At 64.7% G+C, this 23,472-nt stretch carries 24 protein-coding genes; 19 read left to right on the top strand and 5 right to left on the bottom strand.

Going from position 1 to position 23,472, the window contains the following annotated elements; genetic code table 11:
• Window position 1: 1 nt before the first annotated feature.
• Window positions 2-673, bottom strand: coding sequence for a diacylglycerol kinase catalytic domain-containing protein (locus tag HBA99_RS21690; RefSeq protein ID WP_070932570.1), 672 nt, complete (start codon window positions 671-673; stop codon window positions 2-4).
• A gap of 148 nt (window positions 674-821) precedes the next feature.
• Here HBA99_RS21690 and HBA99_RS21685 point away from each other — a divergent pair, with 148 nt between their 5' ends.
• On the top strand, window positions 822-2,117 hold the full coding sequence (locus tag HBA99_RS21685) for an adenylosuccinate synthase (protein WP_030096236.1): 1,296 nt from the start codon (window positions 822-824) through the stop codon (window positions 2,115-2,117).
• The gene (locus HBA99_RS21680) at window positions 2,114-2,776 is read left to right on the top strand and encodes a PaaI family thioesterase (protein ID WP_030096237.1); all 663 of its coding nucleotides are present in this window, start codon (window positions 2,114-2,116) and stop codon (window positions 2,774-2,776) included. The genes HBA99_RS21685 and HBA99_RS21680 overlap by 4 nt, the downstream gene beginning before the upstream one ends.
• Before the next feature lie 4 nt (window positions 2,777-2,780).
• On the opposite strand, the gene HBA99_RS21675 is transcribed toward HBA99_RS21680, so the two are convergent.
• Window positions 2,781-4,361, bottom strand: a complete 1,581-nt coding sequence (locus HBA99_RS21675; protein ID WP_030096238.1) for a Na+/H+ antiporter — start codon at window positions 4,359-4,361, stop codon at window positions 2,781-2,783.
• Between the two features lie 60 nt (window positions 4,362-4,421).
• Here HBA99_RS21675 and HBA99_RS21670 point away from each other — a divergent pair, with 60 nt between their 5' ends.
• The 7 genes from HBA99_RS21670 to HBA99_RS21640 all read left to right on the top strand — a co-directional run bounded on the left by HBA99_RS21670 (window position 4,422) and on the right by HBA99_RS21640 (window position 11,815).
• A complete protein-coding gene (locus tag HBA99_RS21670; protein ID WP_078321506.1) occupies window positions 4,422-4,739 on the top strand; it encodes a UBP-type zinc finger domain-containing protein in 318 nt (105 codons plus the stop codon).
• Between the two features lie 62 nt (window positions 4,740-4,801).
• On the top strand, window positions 4,802-6,175 hold the full coding sequence (gene purT, locus HBA99_RS21665) for a formate-dependent phosphoribosylglycinamide formyltransferase (RefSeq protein WP_070950554.1): 1,374 nt from the start codon (window positions 4,802-4,804) through the stop codon (window positions 6,173-6,175).
• On the top strand, window positions 6,172-6,621 hold the full coding sequence (locus tag HBA99_RS21660) for an Rv0361 family membrane protein (protein ID WP_070951970.1): 450 nt from the start codon (window positions 6,172-6,174) through the stop codon (window positions 6,619-6,621). The genes purT and HBA99_RS21660 overlap by 4 nt, the downstream gene beginning before the upstream one ends.
• A gap of 11 nt (window positions 6,622-6,632) precedes the next feature.
• The gene (locus HBA99_RS21655) at window positions 6,633-7,046 is read left to right on the top strand and encodes a rhodanese-like domain-containing protein (protein ID WP_070951971.1); all 414 of its coding nucleotides are present in this window, start codon (window positions 6,633-6,635) and stop codon (window positions 7,044-7,046) included.
• A complete protein-coding gene (locus HBA99_RS21650; protein ID WP_070950557.1) occupies window positions 7,043-8,275 on the top strand; it encodes an O-succinylhomoserine sulfhydrylase in 1,233 nt (410 codons plus the stop codon). The genes HBA99_RS21655 and HBA99_RS21650 overlap by 4 nt, the downstream gene beginning before the upstream one ends.
• Before the next feature lie 62 nt (window positions 8,276-8,337).
• A complete protein-coding gene (locus tag HBA99_RS21645) occupies window positions 8,338-8,811 on the top strand; it encodes a hypothetical protein (protein ID WP_070951972.1) in 474 nt (157 codons plus the stop codon).
• Between the two features lie 10 nt (window positions 8,812-8,821).
• A complete protein-coding gene (locus HBA99_RS21640) occupies window positions 8,822-11,815 on the top strand; it encodes an MMPL/RND family transporter (RefSeq protein ID WP_070951973.1) in 2,994 nt (997 codons plus the stop codon).
• Between the two features lie 15 nt (window positions 11,816-11,830).
• Here HBA99_RS21640 and HBA99_RS21635 read toward each other — a convergent pair whose 3' ends face one another.
• A complete protein-coding gene (locus tag HBA99_RS21635) occupies window positions 11,831-13,336 on the bottom strand; it encodes a carotenoid oxygenase family protein (RefSeq protein WP_070951974.1) in 1,506 nt (501 codons plus the stop codon).
• 97 nt (window positions 13,337-13,433) lie between these two features.
• Here HBA99_RS21635 and HBA99_RS21630 point away from each other — a divergent pair, with 97 nt between their 5' ends.
• Window positions 13,434-14,054, top strand: a complete 621-nt coding sequence (locus HBA99_RS21630; RefSeq protein WP_070951975.1) for a TetR/AcrR family transcriptional regulator — start codon at window positions 13,434-13,436, stop codon at window positions 14,052-14,054.
• Here HBA99_RS21630 and HBA99_RS21625 read toward each other — a convergent pair.
• The gene (locus HBA99_RS21625; protein ID WP_070951976.1) at window positions 14,051-14,446 is read right to left on the bottom strand and encodes a PPOX class F420-dependent oxidoreductase; all 396 of its coding nucleotides are present in this window, start codon (window positions 14,444-14,446) and stop codon (window positions 14,051-14,053) included. The genes HBA99_RS21630 and HBA99_RS21625 overlap by 4 nt on opposite strands.
• Window positions 14,447-14,569: 123 nt before the next feature.
• On the opposite strand from HBA99_RS21625, the gene HBA99_RS21620 reads away from it, so the two are divergent.
• From HBA99_RS21620 to HBA99_RS21590, 7 genes are all read left to right on the top strand, one after another.
• Window positions 14,570-15,451, top strand: coding sequence for an amino acid ABC transporter permease (locus HBA99_RS21620; protein WP_057964142.1), 882 nt, complete (start codon window positions 14,570-14,572; stop codon window positions 15,449-15,451).
• Window positions 15,448-16,209 (top strand): amino acid ABC transporter ATP-binding protein, encoded by a 762-nt coding sequence (locus HBA99_RS21615; RefSeq protein WP_057964143.1) that lies wholly within the window; start codon window positions 15,448-15,450, stop codon window positions 16,207-16,209. The genes HBA99_RS21620 and HBA99_RS21615 overlap by 4 nt, the downstream gene beginning before the upstream one ends.
• Entirely contained in the window at window positions 16,206-17,138 is a 933-nt protein-coding gene (locus tag HBA99_RS21610; RefSeq protein WP_070951977.1) for an ABC transporter substrate-binding protein, read from the top strand. The genes HBA99_RS21615 and HBA99_RS21610 overlap by 4 nt, the downstream gene beginning before the upstream one ends.
• A gap of 1 nt (window position 17,139) precedes the next feature.
• On the top strand, window positions 17,140-17,628 hold the full coding sequence (locus HBA99_RS21605; RefSeq protein WP_070932583.1) for a GNAT family N-acetyltransferase: 489 nt from the start codon (window positions 17,140-17,142) through the stop codon (window positions 17,626-17,628).
• A gap of 92 nt (window positions 17,629-17,720) precedes the next feature.
• Complete coding sequence (locus HBA99_RS21600; RefSeq protein ID WP_070933341.1) at window positions 17,721-18,761, top strand: LLM class flavin-dependent oxidoreductase; 1,041 nt, start codon at window positions 17,721-17,723, stop codon at window positions 18,759-18,761.
• Window positions 18,758-19,870, top strand: a complete 1,113-nt coding sequence (locus HBA99_RS21595; RefSeq protein WP_070950559.1) for an LLM class flavin-dependent oxidoreductase — start codon at window positions 18,758-18,760, stop codon at window positions 19,868-19,870. Before HBA99_RS21600 ends, HBA99_RS21595 begins: the two co-directional genes overlap by 4 nt.
• Entirely contained in the window at window positions 19,855-21,234 is a 1,380-nt protein-coding gene (locus HBA99_RS21590) for an NtaA/DmoA family FMN-dependent monooxygenase (RefSeq protein WP_420063321.1), read from the top strand. Before HBA99_RS21595 ends, HBA99_RS21590 begins: the two co-directional genes overlap by 16 nt.
• Before the next feature lie 24 nt (window positions 21,235-21,258).
• Here HBA99_RS21590 and HBA99_RS21585 read toward each other — a convergent pair whose 3' ends face one another.
• The gene (locus HBA99_RS21585; protein ID WP_070950561.1) at window positions 21,259-21,990 is read right to left on the bottom strand and encodes an MBL fold metallo-hydrolase; all 732 of its coding nucleotides are present in this window, start codon (window positions 21,988-21,990) and stop codon (window positions 21,259-21,261) included.
• A gap of 85 nt (window positions 21,991-22,075) precedes the next feature.
• On the opposite strand from HBA99_RS21585, the gene fgd reads away from it, so the two are divergent.
• A complete protein-coding gene (fgd, locus tag HBA99_RS21580; protein ID WP_030096256.1) occupies window positions 22,076-23,089 on the top strand; it encodes a glucose-6-phosphate dehydrogenase (coenzyme-F420) in 1,014 nt (337 codons plus the stop codon).
• Between the two features lie 28 nt (window positions 23,090-23,117).
• The gene (locus HBA99_RS21575) at window positions 23,118-23,468 is read left to right on the top strand and encodes a PNPOx family protein (RefSeq protein ID WP_070923101.1); all 351 of its coding nucleotides are present in this window, start codon (window positions 23,118-23,120) and stop codon (window positions 23,466-23,468) included.
• The last annotated feature ends 4 nt before the right edge of the window (window positions 23,469-23,472 follow it).

Here is a 23,472-nt window from a genome sequence, read left to right as displayed (position 1 = left end):
GCTACCGGACGAGCAACCAGCCCTGCTGGTGCCGATAGAACGTGGACCGGGTGACGGGACGAGCGCCCGCGACACCGTCACGGATCACGACGGCACCTTCGGTTCCCAGCTGAGCCGCCCGTCCGGTCACCCAGCGGCGGGGCAGGAGGCGCGCTCGGCCCCGGACGCTTGCTCGCAGGCCCGGCAGCGCTTCGATGGGTTCGATGTCGACGGCGGCGTTGCCCTCGAACAGCAGGGTGTCATCGACTGTGGCCTCACCGGTGACCGCTTCGCCGTCGGTGCCCTGCCATGAGGCGCGCCCGGCAAGGGCAGCGCCGGTGTCGTCCCGGATGAGTGGCACCCGGTGTGCGCGGCCCGTGCGGGCCCGGCGGGCCGCGCCGATCCCGATCCGATAGGTCCGGCGTGCGCGTGAACGGCGATCCGGCACGAAACCTAACTCCACGTCCAGTCTTTCGGTGCGCATCAGCCTGGTCAGCACCTGCCCCAGATCACCGTCTCCGCCGACCACGATGAGCCGGGGCGTGCCGTCCGGAAGCGCATCCAGGAGTGCGCGCACCGCGTCGGATCCCTCGACCCGGTCCACGGGGAGGTCACGCAGAATGCGGGGCAGTCGGCGGGTGCCGAACAGCAAAACCCGCGCCGCCGCCGTTTCGGTGACGCTCGGGGTACTCACCAGCGACCTCCTTCGTCGGTCCGAATACGTACAAAGCCCGTGGCCTGCGATACAGTGGTTCACCGGCTGAACAACATTTTGCACGCGCAGCGTTGCGCCGCGATGGCCCGCGGTGGGGGCTGCCAACAGGGAAGCGCAGAGAACGCACATGCCGGCAATAGTCCTGATCGGCGCCCAGTGGGGTGACGAGGGGAAAGGCAAGGCAACCGACCTGCTCGGTGGCTCGGTTCAATGGGTAGTCCGCTACCAGGGCGGTAACAACGCCGGACACACCGTGGTGTTACCCAACGGAGAGAACTTCGCCTTGCACCTCATCCCGTCGGGGATCCTCACCCCGGGGGTGACGAACGTCATCGGCAACGGGGTCGTCGTCGATCCGGGCGTGCTCTTGACCGAGCTCGCGGGTCTGGAGCAGCGGGGTATCGACACCTCGGGTCTCATCTTGTCCGCTGACGCGCATCTGCTGATGCCGTACCACGTCGCGATCGACAAGGTGACCGAAAGGTACCTGGGATCCAAGAAGATTGGCACCACCGGCCGCGGTATCGGCCCCTGCTATCAGGACAAGGTGGCGCGTATCGGGATCCGGGTCGCCGATGTTCTCGACGAGGAATCTCTGCGCCAAAAGGTTCATGCCGCACTGGAATTCAAGAACCAGGTGTTGGTCAAGATCTACAACCGCAAGGCACTCGACCCGGATCAGGTTGTCGACGGTGTGCTGGAGCAGGCCGAGGGATTCAAGCATCGCATTGCCGACGCGCGCCTTGAGCTCAACCAGGCGCTGGAACGCGGTGAGACGGTGCTGCTGGAGGGATCGCAGGGCACGCTACTCGACGTCGATCACGGCACCTATCCCTTTGTGACGTCCTCGAATCCGACGGCCGGCGGCGCTTCGGTGGGGTCCGGTATCGGGCCCACCCGGATCACCACCGTGCTCGGGATTCTCAAGGCGTACACCACCCGCGTCGGTTCGGGTCCGTTCCCCACCGAGCTGTTCGACGAGCACGGCGCCTACCTGGCCAAGACGGGCGGCGAGGTGGGCGTTACCACTGGGCGCGCCCGGCGCTGCGGGTGGTTCGACGCCGTCATCGCCCGGTACGCCACCCGGGTCAACGGCATCACCGACTACTTCCTGACCAAGCTGGACGTGCTGTCGAGTCTGCAGACCGTCCCGATCTGTGTCGGGTACGAGGTGGATGGCAAGCGCACCAACGAAATGCCGATGACCCAGAGCGAGATCTACCGCGCCACACCGGTTTACGAAGAGCTTCCGGGTTGGTGGGAGGACATTTCCACGGCTCGCGAGTTCAGCGACCTGCCCGCCAAGGCGCAGGACTACGTGTTGCGTCTCGAAGAGCTAGCCGGTGCGCCGATGTCATGCATCGGCGTTGGGCCGGGCCGCGATCAGACGATTGTGCGGCGGGACATACTCTCGAAGTCATGACTGCCGACGGGGACAGACTCGCCGCACTGCATGAAGAGATGAATCGGGCCATCCGTGAAATCCGTGGCGGGGGTTTTCCCCAGTACTCGCCGTCCTCGGTGGGGCCCGGATTCGGGCGGTTCCTGACCGCCATGCGGCGGCTGCAGGATCTCGCGGTGTCGGCCGATATGGACGATCCGCGCTGGGACGAGGCGGCCGATCTCACCGAGAAGCTCGTCGAGCTGATGGACCCGTACCAGGCGCCCGAGGGTGTCGGACCTGCCAATCGGGTCGCCGACGAGCCCGCCAACGGGCACCTGTTGCTGCCGCCGTGGTTCATCGACAAGGCCGGACCGGACGGTATCGAGGCGCACGGTGACTTCCCGCGGTTCTACCTCGGCGGTAATGGCGCCGTACACGGCGGCATCTTGCCGCTGTTGTTCGACCATCTCTTCGGGATGACGGTGATCATGGCGGGCCGCACCATCAGCCGTACGGCCTTCCTGCACGTCAACTACCGCCAGGTGGTGCCGGTCGGTGTGCCCCTGACGGCCAGCAGCCGCATCGACGAGGTGGATCGCCGCAAGGCGTTCGTCTCGGCGGAGCTCTATGACGCACAGGGGACGGTGCTGGCCGATGCCAACGGGCTGATGGTGCAGCTGCTGCCCGGCCAGCCGTGACGGGCTACCTGTCGGCCTGATTCATGGTGGCCTCTTCGAGGTCGAGCCCCCGCAACACGGTGCGCAGCACCTCGTCGTCGATATTGCCCGCATCGCGTTCGGCGATGAACACTTCACGCTCCTTCTCGAGCATCTCCAGGCGCAGGTTCCGGAACGCGGCCATCGGGCTCTCACCGGCATCCTCATCGCTGCGTCCGAGGCGCTCCCAGGCCGCGTTGCGGCGCCGGGTGTTCCAGTGCCTCAGGATCTCCGCGGCCCGGCTGCGCACGTTGGTGTCCTCGATGCCGTCGTTGTCATCCAGGAGTTCCTCGAGACGATCGGCCGCCGCGCGGGCAGCCTTGTCCTGGGCGGCGGCCTCGGCCAGGGCGTCCTTGCGTTCATCGTCGCTCTGCACGCCCAGCACACGGATCACCCACGGCAACGTAAGACCATGCAGCAGAAGGGTTCCCACCACCACCACGAAGGTGAGGAACACGATGTGCGGATGCCCGGGCAGCGGCTCGCCGGTGACGGTGGACAGCGGCACCGCGAAGGCCATCGCCAGCGACACCACACCCCGCATCCCGGCCCACGCCACCACAAAGACCCCACGTGCCGACGGGCGTTGGCCGGGCGGACGCATATAAGCGAACGCGAAGACGAACACGATGCGGACCACGATGACGGTGGCCAGCACCGCGATCGACGACAGCAAGATGGTCTGGAACGACAGGCCGCGTAGTCCCTCGATGACCTTGGGCAGCTGCAACCCGATGAGCAGGAACGCGAAGGACTCGAGCAGCAGCTGCACGGCCTTCCACACCGCATCGTCCTGTAGCCGGGTGGCGTATCCGGCATGGACCGAGCGGTGCCCCAGCATCAGCCCGGCGACCACCACCGCGATCACGCCGGAGCCGTGTATCTCCTCGGCGAGCAGGTAGGCGAAGAACGGCACCACCAGGCCGATGGCGCTCTCGGACAGTGGATCGTCGAGCTTGCAGCGGATGATGTTGACCAATTTCCCGATGACAACCCCGACGAGCACCCCACCGACGGCCGCGAGCGCAAAGATCTTGAGCCCGTCGGCCACGGTGGCCCCGAGCCCGATCGCCGCGGCGATCGCGACCCGATAGGCAGTGAGTGCGGTGGCGTCGTTGAGCAGACTCTCGCCGCCCAGCAGCGTCATGATGTTGCGCGGCAGGCCCAGGCGGCGGCCGATGGCGGTGGCCGATACCGCATCGGGCGGTGCCACGATGGCGCCGAGCACCATCGCGCCGGCCAGCGGCAGCTCGGGAACCGCATAGAACGCCACGAAGCCCACCGCGACGGTGGTGACCAGCGGAAGCACCACGGCCAGGCTGCTGACCGCCCGCACGTTCTTGCGCAGGTTCACGTAAGAGCTCTCCAGCGCCGTGGTGTAGAGCAGCGGCGGCAGAATCACGAACAGCACCAGGTCCGGGTCCATCTCGATGGACGGCAGGCCGGGGATGGCGGTGGCCGCCAAACCCGCCACGACCAGTACCAACGGGGTGGGAAGCCCGAATCGCCGGGAAATCGCTGCCAGGACGAGGGCGGCCGTGAGTACTGCCAGCAGTGAAACGTTCACCTTCGTATTCTGTGCGGAGAGTGGTTCTGGCACCTAAGCGGGCACGTTGAGAGGTCATGTATGAAGCGGCTGTTTCGGCGCGGATCTGCCGCGCCCGCGTCGACACCGGGGCAGGGCCCCTGTCCGGAGCTGGCAGCCGCCACCGGGCCCGATCCTGAACCCCGGACCCCCGGGCATTGCGAGGACTGCGCCGCACTGGGCGAGCAGGTCTGGGCACATTTGCGGATGTGCCTGGAATGCGGCCGGGTGAGCTGCTGCGATTCCAGTCCCCACCAGCACGCCACCGCACATTTTCACGCCTCGGGCCACCCGGTGATGCGTTCCCATGAGCCCGGTGAGGATTGGCGCTGGTGTTATATCCACAGCACTCTGGGTTGAGGATGTGTGGCAATCTGGCACGCTAGGCACGGTCCAACAGGGCAACAGACCGACCGGAAGGCATAAAAGACATCGTGGTGACGCAGGAGGGTTCGCCCCCCAGCGAGCAAGGGTCGACGGCGTCAACTGACACCGTGGAGCCCGGGCCCGCCGAGACGGCGCCGGTGACCGAGGACGCCATCCGTGCCACCAACGGCGCCAAGGTGCTCAAGGCCGCCAAGGCGGTGAAGCCCGCTGTCGAGACGGCGGCGTCTGCCGGGGACGCACCGGGGCCTGCTGCGCCCAACCGCACCACGGTGATGCTGCTGGGTTCGGGTGAACTCGCCAGAGAATTGGCCATCTCCTTCCAGCGCCTGGGCGCTGAGGTCGTTGTGGTGGACACCGGTACGCCCGGGCCTGCCCAGGACGCGGCGGACCGTTCGATGCGCGCGTCGATCGGTGAGTCGGAGACGTTGTTCGAGCTCATCGAGAAGGAACGGCCCCGGTTCGTGGTGCCGCTGGTGGAGACGGCCTCGGTCGACGCACTCGAGAAACTCGCCGACGGCAAGGTCACCCAGGTCATTCCGACCGCCAAGGCCGTGCGACTGGCGGGCGATCGCGAGGCGATGCGGCGGATGGCGGCCGAGGAACTCGGCTTGCCCACGCCCGCCTACTGGTTCGCGAACTCGGTCGAGGAACTGCACAAGGTTCTCGAATCCGCGGGTTTCCCGGTAGTGGTGCGCCCGGTCTCGGCCGCCTACGGGCAGGGCGAATCGGTGGTGCTTCGGGAGAGCGACGCGGAACCGGCGTGGGATCAAGCCGTCGCGGCGAACATCGGCGACATCCAGCGAGTGCTGGTGGAAACCGTGGTGGAGATCGACTACGAGATCACGCTGCTGACGGTGCGCACGGCCGGGGTCGGCGGTGCGACCAGACTGTATTTCTGCGAGCCCATCGCACACCGGCAGAGTGGCACCGACGCGATGCAGATGTGGCAGCCGCAGCCGCTGAGTCAGGCGGCGCTCGAGCTGGCGCGGTCGATTGCCGCCCGCGCGGTCAATGCCCTTGGTGGGCACGGTGTTTACGGTGTCGAGCTGTTCGTTCGTGGCGACGAGGTCTACTTCTGCGACGTGAGTGCGCGGCCCTATGACTCCGGGCTGGTGACGGTGCGATCGCAGCGGTTGTCCGAGTTCGATATGCACGCGCGCGCGGTGCTGGGGGTTCCGATCGACACCATTTTGGTGTCGCCGGCGGCCGCCGAGCTGGTCTACGGCGACGGTCAGGGTCCGACGTCGCGGCAGCTCGATGAGGCGTTGCAGATACCTGAGAGCGATATTCGGGTGTTCGGGCATTCGGAGATCCATCGGCGCCGCCGTGTTGGGTTGGCACTCGCCACCGCACCTAATACCGCGCTGGCGATGAGCCGCGCGCATCAGGTCGCCAGGCATCTGCGGTGACGCCCGAGGAGCAGGTGGAATCCGAGGATCGTGGGAGTATCGGCCCCTTCATCGCCGGGGCGGTGATCTTTGGAATCGTGGTGATCGGTATTGCGGTGTCGACGTTCTTCCGGTCGGGTGACGGTCTCACCGAAGAGGGCAGGGTAGGGCAGTCGCTCATCGCGCAGAACGATGCGCTGCAGCGACATGCCTATGCCGACTATGTGGCCAGCAGCTGCCGAGCCATCCTCGGCGCGGAACAGAATGTGATTGCCGCGCAGGACAAATCCGAGGCGGCGCGCGGAAACCGGTATGTGGAGGACGTCAAGGACGTCAAGATCACCGGGGATACCGCCACCGCCGCGGTGACCTATCACTACATGAAATCCGAGGACACCACGCTCACCGCGGACGTCTCCTTCGTCAAGGAAGACGGCTCGTGGAGGGTCTGCTCGCAGTACCAATAGACTGGCTCTTCGTGGGCTATGCAGGAGATATCACCCCGGAGGCGGCGTGGGCGCTGCTGAAGGAAAACCCGGAGGCCGTGCTGGTTGATGTGCGCACGTCGGCGGAGTGGAAGTGGGTCGGGGTTCCCGACCTCACCGAACTCGGCCGCGATGTCGTGTACGTCGAGTGGGTGCGCTCTAACGGTGAACGCAACGAGCAGTTCCTCGACGAGCTGGCCGCGGCCGGGGTAACGCCCGGCGAGCGTCCGGTGGTGTTCCTGTGCCGGTCCGGAAACCGGTCGATCGGGTCGGCTGAACTGGCCACCGAGGCGGGAATAGCCCCCTCCTACAACGTGGTTGACGGGTTCGAGGGCAACCTGGATGAGAACGGGCACCGTGGCGGCGTCGGATGGCGTGCCATCGGTCTGCCGTGGCGGCAGTCATGAACCAGACTCCTGACGGCATTCCCTCGGTGCGCATACCCAAGGCGCTGCCCGACGGCGTGAGCCAGGCGACCATCGGCGTGCGCGGTGGGCTGCTGCGCTCCGAGTTCGAGGAGACCGCCGAGGCGATGTACCTGACCTCCGGTTACGTCTACGAAAGCGCGGCTGCCGCGGAACGCGCCTTCACCGGCGAGGTCGATCGGTATGTGTACTCCCGCTACGGCAACCCCACGATCTCCATGTTCGAGGAGCGGTTGCGGCTCATCGAGGGTGCCGAGGCGGCATTCGCGACGGCGACAGGCATGTCGGCCGTCTTCACCGCGCTGGGCGCGTTGCTCGGTGCCGGTGACAGGCTGGTCGCGGCTCGGAGCCTGTTCGGGTCCTGTTTCGTGGTCTGTAACGAGATTCTGCCGCGCTGGGGTGTGGAGACCGTGTTCGTGGACGGTGAAGACCTCTCCCAGTGGGAGGAAGCGCTGTCCGTTCCTACACAGGCAGTCTTCTTCGAAACCCCTTCCAACCCAATGCAATCACTCGTCGACATCGAAGCGGTGTGCCAGCTGGCGCATGATGCCGGTGCAAAGGTGGTGCTGGACAACGTTTTTGCTACCCCGCTTTTGCAGCAGGGTATTCCGCTGGGCGCCGACGTGGTGGTCTATTCAGGCACCAAGCACATCGACGGGCAGGGTCGTGTGCTCGGCGGCGCCATCCTGGGTGAGGCTGAGTACATCGAGGGTCCGGTGAAGACGCTGATGCGACACACCGGGCCGGCGTTGAGCCCCTTCAATGCCTGGACGCTGGTGAAAGGCCTTGAAACACTGGATCTTCGGGTGCGGCACGCCAACGAATCCGCCTCCAAGATTGCGCATTTCCTGGAACAGCATCCTGCGGTGCGCTGGGTGCGGTACCCGTTCCTGCCGAGCCATCCTCAGTACGAACTGGCCAAGCGGCAGATGCGCGGCGGTGGCACCGTCGTCACCTTCGAGCTGGACGCCGACGGCGACGCGGGCAAGCAGCGAGCCTTCGAGGTGCTCGACGGGACCTCGCTCATCGACATCTCGAACAACCTGGGTGACTCCAAGTCGCTCATCACCCATCCCGCCACCACCACCCATCGGGCAATGGGTCCGGAGGGACGTGCGGCGATCGGGCTCTCCGATGGCGTGGTGCGTTTGTCGGTCGGACTGGAGTCCACCGAGGACTTGATCGCAGATCTAGAACGGGCACTCGGCTAATTCGGGCTAGCTTTAGTTAGCAGGGGCTAGCACTCCGTTAACTTCCTTTGTAGTATCCCGTCATGACGCAACGAAGCGTTCATTTCGCGGTAGTCGTGTTTGCCGCCGTGGTGATGTCGCAGGCCTTGATCGCTTGCTCGATGTCGGATTTCGTGGGCGGCGCCGTGGAGCGCACCACATATCCGCCGATCACTCCCATACCGCCGCCACCGCCCGGCGCCAGCGTCCTGCCCGCGGACTTTCCCCGCGACATCCCCGTCATCAAGGGCGCTTATCGTCAAGACGCGGACGGGGATTCCCGGACCCTGGCCGTCAGCGGTGTTGACGCCTCATCGGTGCCCGCCGCCGGCAAGCTGTTGACCGATGCCGGATTCGAGCATCAAACCGTGATGGGGCAGGACGCCTACCTCAACAGCCGATACACCGTGCTGGTGGTCGGCGACGACCTCGGTGGAACCTTCACCCTGCGCTACACCGTCATGCCGATGACCGGCGTGCCGGGCATGCCCAGTGTCACCTTTCCGCCGTTGATCTGAGGAGCCCAGGATGTCGCACCAATACAGTCCGGCGTTCGAACGGGCCGGCCGTTTCGTGGCCAAGCACGCAAAGCTGGTGATACTGGCATGGATAGCGGTCGGTGTTTTGGTCAATGCCGCGTGGCCGCAACTAGAGCGGGTCGCCAACGAACACTCGGTCAGTCCGCTGCCGACGGGCGAAGTGAGCCCGGCATTGGCATCGATGAAGGAGATGGGAAAGGCGTTCGGCCGTCCCGGAATCGATAACGCCGTCATCATCGTCATGCACAGCGACAAGGGATTTGACGCCGATGCGCAGGCTCGGTACTCCGCGCTGATTGACCGGCTGGGCGCGAACAAGGAGTACGTCACCTTCGTGCAGGATCAGCTGGGCGATCCGCGGATGCGCAGTAACCCGGTGGCGCGCAAGCAGGTTCTCAGCGAGGACGGCACCACGTGGTACGCGCTGGCGGGTCTGGCCGGGGACCTTGGTACTCCGTTGGCGCAGAGGGCATATCGCTCCGTTGATGATTTGGTGAAGCAGACTTTCGCGGGATCGGCCGCCACCGCGAACATCACCGGTGCGGCGGGCACTGTCACCGATATGGGCAACGCCGCGCTGGGTGATCTGCCCAAGATCGGCGCGGTGACGGTGGTCGTCATCGGCCTCATCTTGTTGTTGGTCTTCCGTTCGTGGTTCACCGCGATGCTGCCGTTGCTGGTGATGGGGATGAGTCTGCTCATCGCGCGTGGAGTCATCGCCGGACTTGCCGATCGGGGCCTGGTCCCGGTGTCCTCGGTGTCTGCCGGGCTGATGATGGCCGTGCTGATGGGGGCCAGCGTCAACTACACGGTGTTCCTGGTGAGTCGGTACCACGAGCGAATTCGCGCGGGGGAGGCGCCGCCGGATGCGCTGGCGCATGCCTGTGGCTCGATGACCAGGGTCATCCTGGCGACGGCTGCCACGGTGGCGATCGCCAATATCGCCCAGTTGACCGCCAAGCTGGCCTTCCTCGCGGCGGCCGGTCCGGCCGTGTCCATGGGGGTGATCGTCGCGTTCTTCGTGGTCACCACGCTGTTACCGGCGACGCTGAGTCTGGCCGCCCAGCGCGGGTTGGGCCTGCCCGGGCCGGACCGGGCAGGCGTGTACTGGCACCGGATGGGGGTGAACATCGTGCGGCACCCCTGGCCCGTCTTCGGTGCGGCGATTGTGATCCTTTTGGCGGCGGCGTCCTTCGTGCCCTTCATGCGGCCCAGTTTCGATATGTCGCGGGTGCTGCCGGATTCGGCCCAGTCGAACCAGGGTATGCGGATACTCAATGCCCACTTTCCCGCCAATTCGGTGATGCCGCAATATCTCCTGGTACAGGCGCCATCGGATCTGCGCAATCCGCGTGCGTTGGCCGATCTTGACCAGATGGCCGAGCGCATCTCTCAACTCCCGGGAGTCGGGAAGGTTGTCGGCATCACCCGTCCGGATGGCAACAAGCTCACTCAGGCGACGTTGGCATGGCAGATCGGATACATGGGAACGCAGATCGACAAGACAGGCGGGCAGGTCAACGCCGACCTGCGGCCCCAGCTCGAACGGATGTCCAAACTCGCCGATGTCATGTCGGCCATGACCAACGAACTGGGCGACGGGGATCTGGTCCGGATGCAGCAGATGATGCCGCAGATGTTGTCGATGGCCAAAGAGGTTGAAGAGCAGTTGGACCGGTATCAGTCGCTGATATCGCAGATGGGCACGGTGGCGGGGATGGTGGATCAGCTCGCGAAGATGGGCCCCTCGGTTGAGGCGACCTTCTCGGCGCTCGACGCCGGGGCGTCGTTGACCCAGACGCTGGCCGCATCCCCGTTCTGCCCGGTGCAACCCGATTGTGTGACGCTGCGCGACCAGCTCGTCGAGCTACGCGACAAGGGGCCGCTGTCGTCGGCGGATAGCCTGCGCGAGTCGGTGCGGGCGGTCACCGGTGGCAAGACGATCACCCAGCTGCTGGGTGATATGAATAATCAGTTCAAGCAGATTCGCGGACTACTCGCGAAATTGCCCGAGATGGAACGCAAGTTCGAACGCATCTCCGGCTACTTCCAGCAGCTTCAGGGACTGGGTGTCGACATGAACTCCGTCAAGACGATGGGCGTGCGAATCCGCGACCTGAACACCCAACTTGAGGACACCGTACGGTCCATGGGCGAGGCGGCCGTAACCCTGCAGACCATTGGCAAGGATTCCAGTTCCCCTGCCGCATCCGGGTTCTCCGTGCCGGGAGCGATGTTGCAGAATCCTGGATTCAAGGAGCTGAGTTCGGCGTTTCTACAGGACGGTGGGCGTACCGCCATGTATCTGGTTCAGTCACCGCTCAACCCCTATGGGCCCGAGGCGATGCAGCTGAGCCGCGATATGGAGCGCGTCGGAAACGAGGCCACGCCCAACACCGCGCTGGCCGGTGCCACGGTGTCGGTGGGCGGATTCCCCGCTATCAATGCCGATCTGAAGAAGGCCTACGACAGTGATCTGCGCGAGATCATCGTCGTCACGCTGCTCATCATCTTCCTGGTGATGTGTCTGCTGCTGAGGGCGGTGATCGCGCCGCTGTACCTACTGGGCACGGTGCTGCTCACCTATATCGCGTCACTGGGCATCGGCGTGCTGGTGTTCCAGGTTCTCCTTGGGCAACAGCTGGATTGGGCCGTCCCCGCGATGACCTTTGTGCTGATTGTGGCCGTCGGGGCCGACTACAACATGTTGTTCATCTCACGCCTGCGTGAGGAGAGCGCCCGCGGCATGCGGCTCGGCATCATCCGGACCGTGCGTCAGACCGGGTCGGTGATCACCTCGGCCGGACTGGTGTTCGCCGCCAGCCTGCTGGGCATGATGGTCGGCTCGGTCAATCAGATGGTGCAGATGGGGTTCATCATCGGGGTGGGCATCCTGCTGGACACCTTCATCGTCAGGACCCTGATGGTGCCGACGCTTGCGCAGGCATTCGGCAAGCTGAGCTGGTGGCCCTCCAAGGCGTGACCGGGCACGGGCCCGCTAGGCCACTAGTTCCGGATGCGGTAGCGGCGCATCGGGATTGGCAACCCGTCTGGTGAAGGTTCCGTGGAACCCTATCGGCAAGTGATGCGTCAAGCGCGCCACCGCGACTGGGCCGTGCTCGACATCACGCGCATCGAGAATGACTAGTTGCGAACGGTTTTCCACGAGATCGTGATTGACCGCGAGCAGCCAGCCGTCATCTTGTGCGGAGTCTTTGTCGCGCGGCACAAAGAGGGGTTCGCACACCGAGGCCTTCCCGAAGTCGCAGTGTGTCATGGTGCCGGTGCGATGGTCGAACTTGAAGATGCCGTTGTAGTGGCCCTTGCGTTCCAGCGTCCCGGCCGTATAGGTGATCTGATGATTGCGAGTGGACTGGCGCCAGTCATATTGCGGGAATTCGATTTTTGCGGACTGTGACACCACTTCCTCGGTGATCTTGCCGCTGGGTGATATACGGAAGCGCACCAGGTGACTGTCCGGCCATTCGCGGATCACCAGATGGTGATGAGGATTCGGGTGGTCTTTCGGTCCCATGGCGGAGTCCAGTGTTCGTCGTAAAAATTCGAGGCTTTCATATCTGACGAATTCGACCACCGCATCTGGGCCGTCCTGGAAGGCGTTGGTGACATGGATATGAGTCTGCGGGGCGTGTTCGATGACGAGCGGCTTCGACCCGTCGCGTGGCACCAGAATGAACTTGGTACTGCCATTGGTCAGCTGGTACTCGAGGCTTTCGTCAAAACGCTTGCCGCGCAGCAGCTGGCCAATGTTGGGGCGAATCGGATCGAGCACGAAGACCAGGTACTTCTCGGTCAGCGCGAAATCATGGTTCCAGCCCATATCCCACAGGGTTACCGAATTGATCTGCGAGAGTTGACCGCTGGGGCTCACCCGGTAGCAGCGCAGTCGTGGTGTGGGAAAGACGTCGAGGCCGAAGTTGAACATCTCGCCGGTGACAGGATCCCATTTCGGGTGTGCCGAGAAGGCGCCGACATACCCGAGCTTGCCCTTGAAGTCGTTGGTGCCCAGCGTTTCCAGGGTATCGGGATCCAGCCGGTGTGGTGGCCCGCCCTCCCAGAGTGCCAGCATTTCCCCGGCCAGTGACACGATGTTGGTGTTCGCGGTGTTCGCCGGCACCTGGAGGTTGGCGAGTAGCTTCCCGGGCACCTGGGTGGTGATCCCGGGTCTGCGCATCGGGCCCTGCTGCAGCCCGTCCCGGAACTGCTGAGTGCGCACATATCGGTTGGTGAAGCGGACCGAGGAACCGTCCAGGATGAATCGGGACACCATGCCGTCGGCATCGAACATCGTCCGCAGCACGGTGGTGCCCACCTCGAACTTGCCGGGACCGATGCGAAACAGCGTGCCGGTCAGCGCGGGCGGCAAGGCGCCGTCGATATCGGTGACCTGGTAGTCGTATTCGCGCAGCTGGGACTCGAAGGGACGGGAGATGAGCTCCTCAAAGTCCTTGTCGGAGGCGGAATGCTCGGGTGCAAGTGTCATGAAATCTCCTAGACCGCGTTGTCGGGCAGTTTCTGATGACGGGTGTCCTCAACATTAGCGAGTAGGTTGCCTATGTCAAGACGAAGGGCGTTTCAGCGTGACGAACGGTCAGACTCACCGCACGTACGGTGGTAAGACGCGAGAGCAGCGCCAAGACGAGCGGCGCGTGGCGCTGGTGCGGGCGGGCCGCGAGCTATGGGCCGATGGTGGGCTGCCCGCGGTCACCGTGCGGGGTGTCTGTGCGCGGACGAGGCTGACCGATCGGTACTTCTACGAGCAGTTCTCGGCGATCGGCGATCTGGTTCTGCAGATCGTGGACGACGTGTTCACCGAACTATTCGCGGCCATGACAGCGGCGGGTCGAGTGGCCGGCGACCAGCCGCATGTGCAGCTGACAGCCGGGCTTACGGCTTACCTCGAGCACTCCATCGCAGACCCGGCGGTGCTGCGCATTCTGACCTCCGACCTCGCGGGATTTCCCGGGCTGGCCGCCAAACGCCGAAGTCTTCAGAACCGTGTCGCGCGCGGGATACTCCTGACCATCGCGCCCGACGTTGCTCAGCCGGAGCCGGCGCTGCTGGAGGCGGCCGTGTTCGGCGTCGGCGGTGTGACCCTCCTCATGGAGGACTGGCTTGCCGATGAAAATAGGTGCAGTGCAGCAGAACTGGGGGCCAGGGCCACCGATATGTGCATGCGCCTGCTGGTGCCGTTGGCCTAGCCGTGGCTTAGGAACTTGGTGGGCCGCAGGTAGAGGATGACGCGGTCTGCCTCATCGCCGGTGCTCTTCCCGGCCCAGGGTGCCTGGTAGAGGTGCGCCAACTCCTGGATGAACGACCCGGTTGGGTCATCGTCGATCTGATCGATGGCGCCCCGCACTTCCAGGTATCGGTACGGGTTGGTGGGGTCCAGGATCGAGAAGGCGACCCGCGGTTCGGTCTGAATATTGCGGAACTTGGCCCGTTTGTTGGTGTGGGTGAACCGCACCCGCTCGCCGTCCCAGCTGAACCACATGGGACTGGACTGCGCGGAACCGTCGCCACCGACCGTGGCCAGGTGACCGTAGAGGCGCTGTTCCAGGAGATCTTCGAAGCCTGCGGGGATTTCTGGCATGGCTTATTTGAACACTCTGACGGCGCGGATTCTTCCCCGGCCGGACATGACGGATAGCGGCCGTTCGATTCGCCGGGAGCCAAAGACTGTTGTGCACTGGTCGGTGTTCCTAGGTTCGACCGCATGACATCGGCACCCGCTGCGCCGCCGCGCGCTCGGGCATCTGAGGAGTCTGGCCAGCCGGTACTGCGGGTACGGCGCCGGCCGCGTCCGGGCAACTGGATCCTCTCGGCCGTGGCGTTGCTGTTCGTGGCCATGTTCGTGCACGGTCTGGTGCGCAACCCGGGGTGGGACTGGCCGACATTTGCGCGGTACTTCACCGCCAAATCGGTACTGGCCGCGTTATGGCTGACGATCAGGTTGACGATTTACGGCACCGTGCTCGGGTTCGTGCTGGGTGTGGCGCTGGCCGCGGCACGCCTGTCCAAGAATCCGGTCTTGCAGGCCATCTCGTGGACGTACGTGTGGATCTTTCGGTCCATACCGCTGATCGTGCAGCTGCTGTTCTGGTTCAACATCGCGTACCTGTACGACAGCATCAGTTTCGGGATTCCTTTCGGGCCGAGCCTGATCACCGTCGATACCAACGAGCTGCTGAGCGGGCTGACCGCCGCGGTGATCGGATTGACCTTGCACCAGGGGGCCTACTTCGCCGAGATCATCCGTGGCGGCATCCTGTCCGTCGACGAAGGCCAATTGGAAGCTGCTGCAGCCCTGGGTATTCCCCGGCGCCGCCAGTTCTTCCGGATCGTGCTGCCCCAGGCCATGCGGTCGGTCATGCCCAACGCCGCCAATGAGGTGATCAGCCTGGTGAAGGGCACGTCCATTGTGTCGACCATGGCCATCGCCGATCTCTTCTATCAGGTGCAGGTCATCTTTGGGCGCAACGGGCGGGTGGTGCCACTGCTCATGGTGGCCACGGTCTGGTACATCGTGATCACGTCGGTACTGACCGTCGTGCAGTACTACATCGAACGGCATTACGCCCGGGGTGCACATCGATGAGCACCATCGAGGTGCGCGGTGTGCACAAGTCCTACGGCCAGGTGGCGGCGCTGCGTGATGTGAATCTGACTGTGCAACAAGGGGAGGTGACGGTCATCATCGGGCCGTCGGGCTCCGGAAAGTCGACGCTGCTGCGCACCCTGAACCACCTGGAGAAGGTGGATGGCGGGACAATCCGCATCGACGGCGAGCTCATCGGGTACCGGCAGCGCGGTTCGGTGCTCTACGAGCTCTCGGAACGAGCCATTCTGCGGCAGCGTTCGCAGGTCGGCTTTGTGTTCCAGAACTTCAATCTGTTCCCTCATTTGACGGTGCTCGAGAATGTGATCGAGGCGCCACTGGCGGTGCGGCGGGCGCCGCGCGCCGAGCTGGTGGCCGAGGCGACCCGGCTGCTGGAACGGGTCGGCGTCGCCGACAAGGTGGCCGAGTATCCGCGCCGGCTATCCGGTGGTCAACAACAGCGGGTGGCCATCGCGCGAGCTTTGGCGTTGCGACCCAAGGTTATTCTGTTCGACGAGCCCACCTCGGCACTGGATCCGGAGCTGGTTACCGAGGTGCTCGACGTGATCCGCCAGCTCGCCAGTGATGGCGCCACCCTGGTGATCGTGACGCACGAGATCGGCCTTGCCCGGGAGATCGCCGACACCGTGGTCTTCATGGATCGAGGCGCGATAGTCGAGCAGGGGCCGCCCGAACAGCTGCTGGACAACCCGTCGCATCCGCGCACTGTCGGCTTCCTGTCCAAGGTGTTGGCGTGAGACGTCTTATCTCGTGGTGCTGTGTCGCGCTGGTTGTCCTCACCGGTTGTGGCACGGGCGCGGAGCCGGAGGTGTCGTCGGCCTTCAATCTGAGTCCGGACCAAGACCGCGTACGCGTGGCCACGGTGGATACGATCGCCGCCGAGGTGCCCGAGGCCATCCGCAGGCGCGGCACGCTGATTGTCACCGGGGACGCTAATTCCGCACCACCACTGCGCTTTTACGCTGATGACGACAAGACGATGATCGGGATCGAAACAGATTTCGCGTACCTGGTGGCGGACATTCTGGGATTGCGGGTAGATCTGCGTTCGGCGGATTGGGCGCAGAACTTCGTCAAGGTGGATTCGGGCGAGGTCGACGCGTTCATCTCGAATGTGACGGTGACCGAGGAACGTAAGGACAAGTTCGACTTCGCGACATACCGTTTGGACAACGTCGCCTTCGAGGTGCGTCGATCGTTGGACTGGAAGGTCAAGGGGGCCAGGGATATCGCCGGCAAGACCATCGGCGTCGGGTCGGGCACCAACCAGGAGGCACTGCTGGTGCAATGGAACGAACAGAACGTCGCGGCTGGTCTTCCCGCCGCCGATCTGAAGTACTTCCAGCAGACCACCGGCTACTACCTGGCATTGGCATCGGGTCGCATCGACGCGTATGTGGGCCCCAATCCGACGGCGGTGTTTCACTCCCAGGCGACCGGACAGACCAAGCTGGTCGGCACATTCTCCGGCGCGGGGGAGGCACTCCAGGGGGAGATCGCGGTGCTGATCAAGAAGGACAATGGGCTGGTTCGGGCCGTCGCGGACGCCATCAATCACGCCATAGCCGACGGCACGTATCGTAAGGTGTTGCAGCGCTGGGGATTGGAGAACGAGGCGGTCGCCAAGTCGGAGATCAACCCCCGCGGACTACCCAGGCAAGGATGACATGACGGCGTGTGAGGATCTGCTGCAGTTTGTGACGGTGGAGCAGCAGGATCCGCTGGCCGCCCCGCTGCTGGCCGAGTTGGCGGTGGAGTACAGCACCCGATACGGCGGGACCCTGGATGAGCACCATGAGTTCCTGGTCAACTACCCGGCCGCGCACTTCACGGCTCCCGACGGCGGCCTGCTGATCGGGGTCCAGGGCGGTGCCGCCGTGACCGGTGGCGCGTTTCAGCGATATGACGCCGACACCGCTGAACTCAAACGTATCTGGACGTCCAGCGCCCACCGCCGTCAGGGATTGGCGGGGCGCACCCTGGCTGCACTGGAACAGGAGATTCGCAGCCGCGGGTACCGGCGCATCTACCTCACCACCGGTCCACGCCAGCCCGAGGCCAAGGCGCTGTATCTGTCTGCGGGGTATCGGCCGCTTTATGACCAGACGCTGTCCGCGGACGAGGTCGGTATCCATCCGTTCGAGAAGGGCCTGTAGGCGGCCCTGGCTGGGCACAGAGAACCGAACGGCTTTTCCTTCAAGGTGAGATAAACGCCTTCGTCACGCGGTTCGTGGACGTTGAACATGCCGTGACCACACTGCTCGGATTGGCTCTGGACGGGTACGGATGGCATCCGAGCGCGGATCAGCACACCGGCAGCCCGTTGACCGGAAAGTACTGGACCGAGCAGGTCCAGCACGCCGAACACGGGCTGCTGGATTTCGTGACGTTCGAGGACTCATTCGCCCGCACTCCCGGCGGACGCCTGGACGCGATACTGACCGCCGCGCGCGTAGCCCCGGCGACCACAGGTATCGGGCTCATCCCCACCGCACCGGCCACCCACAACGAGCCCTTCCACATCTCCAAGTCGATCGCCACCCTCGACATCGTGTCCGGCGGCCGGGCCGGCTGGCAGGTGACCATCGCCGATACCGAAGACGAGGCCGACGTTTTCGGCCGTACTAAGGTGCTCTCGCTGCATGACCTGCTGGAGGAGGCCGCCGACTCCGTGGAGGTGGTACGGCGGTTGTGGGACAGCTGGGAGGACGACGCCGAGATCCGAGATCTGGCGACGGGTCGCTTCATCGACAGGGACAAGCTGCATTACACCGACTTCGAGGGCCGCTTCTTCTCGGTGAAGGGTCCGTCCATCACGCCCAGATCCCCGCAGGGACAGTCGGTGGTCGCGGCACTCGCCCGCAGCCGTCCCGGACAGGCATTCGCCGCGAATAATGCCGACCTCATCTTCGTCACCCCGCACGACGGCGCCTCTGCCGCTGAGATCCCTGCCCGCCTGCACAACACGGCAGGTCACCGCACCATCAAGGTGCTCGCAGATCTGGTGGTCTCCTTCGGCCGGGAGGACGAGTTCCATTCGGATGCAGCCATATTCACCGGCCAGGCGCCGGAACTGACCGATCTCATCGCCCAATGGCACGAATGGGGTATCGACGGTGTGCGCCTGCGGCCCGCGATCAACGCACTCGACATTCCCGTCATAGTTGACGAACTCGTGCCTCTTCTTCAGGCCCACCACGGGTTCCGCACCGAGTATGAGAACGGAACCCTGCGCGCACGGCTCGGTCTGCCTACCGCCACCAACCGCTACGCAAGGAAGTCGGCATGAACGTCCCACTCTCGGTTCTCGATCTGTCCCCGGTCAGCGAAGGATCGGATGCCGCGACGGCACTGCGTAATTCGATCGACCTGGCCCAGCATGCCGAGCAATGGGGGTACCGCCGCTACTGGCTCGCCGAGCACCACTTCGTCGCGGTGGCGAGCACCGTTCCCGCACTGGTCATCGCGCATATCGCTGCCGCTACCCGTCGGATCCGGGTGGGTGCCGGTGCCGTCCAGGTCGCCTCGACTACGGCCGCTGCAGTCGTGGAGAGTTTCGGTATCCTCGATGCGCTCTACCCGGGGCGTATCGATCTGGGCCTCGGGCGCACGGGCCATCGCATCAGGGATCGGCTTGCCGGAAATGAGCAGAAGCCCGAACCTGCCCCCGCCCATGAGGTGGATGGGTTGTTCATCCCGGAGGCGCCTACGGAGTTCGGCATCAAGGACAACCCGAAGCTGCGGGCCACCGTAGCTACCCTGCAGCAGCCGGGCGCACAGATCGCCGATTTCGATCAGCAGGTGTCCGATATCCAGGCGTTTCTTGACGGTACGTACGTCAGTGCGGAAGGTGTTGCGCTACATATCCGTCCGGGCGAGGGCGCCGATCTGCCGCTGTGGCTGTTCGGTTCCAGCAAGGGTGAATCGGCTCAGGTGGCGGCCCGGCGCGGTCTGCCTTTCGTAGCGAACTACCACGTCACCCCCTGGTCCACCCTGGAGGCCATCGAGGCGTACCGCGAGGCGTTCCGGCCCTCCGCGGCGCTGGCCGAGCCGTACGTCATCGTCTCGGCGGACGCCGTAGCCGCCGAGGACGAGCAGACCGCGCGCCATCTCACCAGCACCTTTGGTCGTTGGGTGCACTCGATCCGATCGGGGCATGGCGCCATTCCCTATCCCGACCCCGATGGTGCACAACCACTTACCGATGAGGAGCGTCGTCAGTCGGAAGATCGGGTCGCTACCCAGTTCGTCGGAGACGCGGGCCAGGTCGCCGAGCGGCTCAACACCCTGGCCAGGGTCACCGGTGCCGACGAACTGGTGGTTACCTCCATCACTCACCGGCACGAAGACCGGCGCAGGTCCTATGAACTCATTGCCAAGGAATGGGGGCTGATCTGATGAGCGGCCCGTCGGATCCGATTCAGGTTCGGGAAGGCAAGGACCGCAAGCCCATTCACCTGGCTGCGCATTTTCCGGGCGTCAACAACACCACGGTGTGGTCCGATCCCGCCTCGGGGAGTCAGATCGATTTTTCCTCCTTCGTGCATCTGGCCCGCACTGCTGAGCGTGGACTTTTCGACTTCTTCTTCCTTGCCGAGGGGCTGCGACTGCGTGAGCACCGTGGCCGAATCCATGACCTCGACGTAGTGGGCCGACCCGATACATTCACAGTGCTGGCCGCCCTCGGCGCCGTTACCGAACGGCTTGGGTTGGTGGGCACCATCAACACCACCTTCAACGAACCCTTCAATGTGGCAAGGCAATTCGCTTCTCTGGACCATCTCTCGGACGGACGGGCCGGCTGGAACATGGTCACCTCGTCCGACGCCTTCACCGGTGAGAACTTCCGGCGCGGCGGCTTCCTGGACCACGCCGACCGGTACCACCGGGCCGAGGAGTTCATCACCGTGGCACGCAAGTTCTGGGACAGCTGGGACGAATCGGGTGAGCCGCGGCTGGTCAACCATCGGGGTGCGCAGTTCACCGTCCGTGGTGTGCCCACCGCGCCGGCATCTCCGCAGCGGCATCCGGTGCTGCTGCAGGCCGGTGATTCGGCCGACGGGCGTGACTTCGGCGCCAAGCATGCCGACGCGCTGTTCACCATCCACTCCTCGATTCCCGCTGGGCAGAAGTACTACGCCGACGTCAAGGCCCGTGCGGTCGCCCACGGCCGAAACCCGGATCAGCTCAAGGTTTTTCCCGGAGTCACCTACGTCCTGGGCGACACCGAGCAAGAGGCCATCGAGAAGGCCGCCTACATCAGGGACCAGCAGGTGGGCCCGCAGACGGCCCTTGCCTATCTGGAACAGGTCTGGGGTCGCGACCTGTCCGGATACGACCCGGATGGCCCCTTGCCGGATGTCGAGCCCACCGGAGACGACTCGATCACCCGGGGGAAGGCGCGCCACGGCGACCCGCGGGAGATCGCCGCGAAGTACCGGGAGATCGCGGAGGCCAAGAATCTGTCGATCCGCGAGCTGATCAAGGAGGTCACCTCGCGCCAGCAGTTCATCGGTACCCCCGCTCAGGTCGCGGCGGAGGTCGACCGCTACATCCAGGCCGATGCCTGCGATGGATTCATCCTGGTCCCGCACCTGACCCCGGCCGGCCTCGACGATTTCGTGGACACCGTGGTGCCGCTGCTACAGGAACGCGGTGCCTTCCGCAGCGAGTACGAACACGAGACGCTGCGCGAACACCTGGGACTGGACCCCATCTCTGGTGCGAGTGTCGACTTTCCACGCGAAACCGCGAGTGCGTAGCGCGCGAGAATCCGCCCTTCGGCGCTAGGTGCGCAGGGCGATCTCGACCGCGTCGCGCAGTGACCCCGTCCACGCCGGGCCATGCCCCGGAGCCAGCACATCGGCGTCTACCTCGGCCAGAGCCTGCGCACTGCGACGTGCCTGTTCCATGTCCTTGGTGAACGGAGTGGGCAGCAGCTGTGGTCCCGAACGGCTCGCGATCGGGTGCCCGGTGATGATGGCATCTCCGACCACCAGCACGTGACCGGCGACCACGAACGAGCAGTGACCTCCGGAATGACCGGGGGTCGGGATCGGAACGGGTGCACCCGGTAGATCCGCAAGCTCGGGACCGAGCGGAACCGCCGTCGGAATGCCGTCACGGACCCCGGCGCCCAGCCGCATCGCGTGGATGACCCACGGCAGCCATCCGGGCCGCCACAGGTTCAGCACCACCTTGAAGGGCTCGGCCTGATCCACGTAGTCGCGCCGCACATTGCCCAACTCTGCGTTGTGGGCATACACCGGGACACCGTGTTCGGCGGCCCACCAGATCGCCGTCCCCATGTGGTCGATGTGCCCGTGCGTGAGCACCACGGCGCGCACGTCCTGTGGCTTGTGTCCTAGCGCCGCAATGGATTTCAAGACGTCATCGCGATCGCCCGGGTAGCCGGAGTCGAACAGTGCGACTCCCGAATCATCCGATGCGATCACCCAGTTGACCGCCTCTCCGTTGACCACATGTACGGCGTCGCTGACCTGGGTGATCTCGACCATGAAATAGAGAGTAATGAGTCCTTGGTTAGGGTGGTTGGAGAACTTGCGATGAGCGGTAAGCACCCTTGAGGCGAGGAGCGCGCGGATGGCACGGGAACTGAAGCTGGGATACAAGGCATCGGCGGAGCAGTTCGCGCCGCGTGAGCTCGTCGAGTTGGCGGTCGCCACCGAGTCGCACGGTTTCGACAGTGCGACCGTGAGTGATCATTTCCAGCCGTGGCGATACAACGGTGGTCACGCGCCGTTCTCGCTGGCCTGGATGACGGCCGTCGGCGAGCGCACCCAGCGCCTGCAGCTCGGTACCTCGGTGCTGACCCCCACCTTCCGGTACAACCCGGCGGTCACCGCACAGGCCTTCGCCACCATGGGGTGTCTGTACCCGGGCCGCATCTTCCTGGGTGTCGGCACTGGTGAGGCGCTCAACGAGATTGCCACCGGGTTCATCGGTGAATGGCCGGAATTCAAGGAGCGGTTCGCACGGCTGCGCGAGTCGGTCCGGCTCATGCGCGAACTGTGGACCGGTGAGCGCGTTGATTTTGAGGGTGATTACTACCGCACCCAGGGTGCTGCCATCTACGACGTGCCCGAGGGCGGCATCCCCGTCTACATCGCCGCCGGCGGCGCCGTCGTTGCCAAGTACGCGGGGCGTGCCGGCGACGGATTCATCTGCACCTCCGGCAAGGGCGAGGAGCTGTACAAGGACAAGCTCATCCCCGCCGTCAAGGAGGGTGCGGCACTGGCCGAGCGCAACTTCGACGACATCGACCGGATGATCGAGATCAAGATCTCCTACGACCCCGATCCGGAGAAGGCGCTGGAGAACACCCGCTTCTGGGCGCCGCTGTCGCTGACTCCCGAGCAGAAGCACAGCATCCATGACCCCATCGAGATGGAGCGCGCCGCCGACGAGTTGCCCATCGAACAGGTGGCCAAGCGCTGGATCGTCGCCTCCGACCCGGACGAGGCGGTCGCCAAGGTCGCCGATTATGTGGGCTGGGGCCTGAACCACCTGGTGTTCCACGCACCCGGACACGACCAGAAGCGGTTCCTGGAGCTGTTCAAGAACGATCTTGAACCTCGTCTCCGTAAGCTGGGATGAGCGCTTACGCGAAGACCGTTAGGTACAGATGAGTTCCCTAGTTCGTCGCTTTATCGATGCGGTCAACACCGTGCCGGTGATGGCATTGAACGTGCCCGGACTGCGCAGCGTGGCGGGCCGCTACTTCACCGTCGTCACCTACACCGGCCGTCGATCGGGGCAGATCTTCAGCACGCCGGTGAACTACTGGCGTTCGGGAGATGACATTGTGATCTGGGTCGGCATCCCCGAAAGCAAGAAATGGTGGCGCAATTTCCTCGGAGAGGGCAGGCCGCTGCAGCTCCGGCTCAACGGAGTTGATGTGCCCGGTTACGGAATCGCACGCAAAGACGACAGCGGCCGCGTGACGGTCACTGTTCGTCTTGGCGAGAGCTCCTAGAGCG

It is taken from the genome of Mycobacteroides chelonae (genome assembly GCF_016767715.1).
In the GTDB taxonomy this organism is placed as follows: Bacteria; Actinomycetota; Actinomycetes; order Mycobacteriales; family Mycobacteriaceae; genus Mycobacterium; species Mycobacterium gwanakae.
The sequence above is the reverse complement of the archived record's forward strand: the minus strand, read 5'-3'. Positions and strand labels throughout refer to the sequence as shown.

Coding starts and splice junctions, on each gene's coding strand:
- fgd (WP_030096256.1), top strand. CDS start 22,076: ATGGCACGGGAACTGAAGCTGGGATACAAGGCATCGGCGGAGCAGTTC.
- HBA99_RS21605 (WP_070932583.1), top strand. CDS start 17,140: ATGACGGCGTGTGAGGATCTGCTGCAGTTTGTGACGGTGGAGCAGCAG.
- HBA99_RS21680 (WP_030096237.1), top strand. CDS start 2,114: ATGACTGCCGACGGGGACAGACTCGCCGCACTGCATGAAGAGATGAAT.
- HBA99_RS21645 (WP_070951972.1), top strand. CDS start 8,338: ATGACGCAACGAAGCGTTCATTTCGCGGTAGTCGTGTTTGCCGCCGTG.
- HBA99_RS21595 (WP_070950559.1), top strand. CDS start 18,758: ATGAACGTCCCACTCTCGGTTCTCGATCTGTCCCCGGTCAGCGAAGGA.
- HBA99_RS21670 (WP_078321506.1), top strand. CDS start 4,422: ATGAAGCGGCTGTTTCGGCGCGGATCTGCCGCGCCCGCGTCGACACCG.
- HBA99_RS21590 (WP_420063321.1), top strand. CDS start 19,855: ATGGGGGCTGATCTGATGAGCGGCCCGTCGGATCCGATTCAGGTTCGG.
- HBA99_RS21650 (WP_070950557.1), top strand. CDS start 7,043: ATGAACCAGACTCCTGACGGCATTCCCTCGGTGCGCATACCCAAGGCG.
- HBA99_RS21625 (WP_070951976.1), bottom strand. CDS start 14,446: ATGCCAGAAATCCCCGCAGGCTTCGAAGATCTCCTGGAACAGCGCCTC.
- HBA99_RS21575 (WP_070923101.1), top strand. CDS start 23,118: ATGAGTTCCCTAGTTCGTCGCTTTATCGATGCGGTCAACACCGTGCCG.
- HBA99_RS21635 (WP_070951974.1), bottom strand. CDS start 13,336: ATGACACTTGCACCCGAGCATTCCGCCTCCGACAAGGACTTTGAGGAG.
- HBA99_RS21615 (WP_057964143.1), top strand. CDS start 15,448: ATGAGCACCATCGAGGTGCGCGGTGTGCACAAGTCCTACGGCCAGGTG.
- HBA99_RS21640 (WP_070951973.1), top strand. CDS start 8,822: ATGTCGCACCAATACAGTCCGGCGTTCGAACGGGCCGGCCGTTTCGTG.
- HBA99_RS21685 (WP_030096236.1), top strand. CDS start 822: ATGCCGGCAATAGTCCTGATCGGCGCCCAGTGGGGTGACGAGGGGAAA.
- HBA99_RS21585 (WP_070950561.1), bottom strand. CDS start 21,990: ATGGTCGAGATCACCCAGGTCAGCGACGCCGTACATGTGGTCAACGGA.
- HBA99_RS21620 (WP_057964142.1), top strand. CDS start 14,570: ATGACATCGGCACCCGCTGCGCCGCCGCGCGCTCGGGCATCTGAGGAG.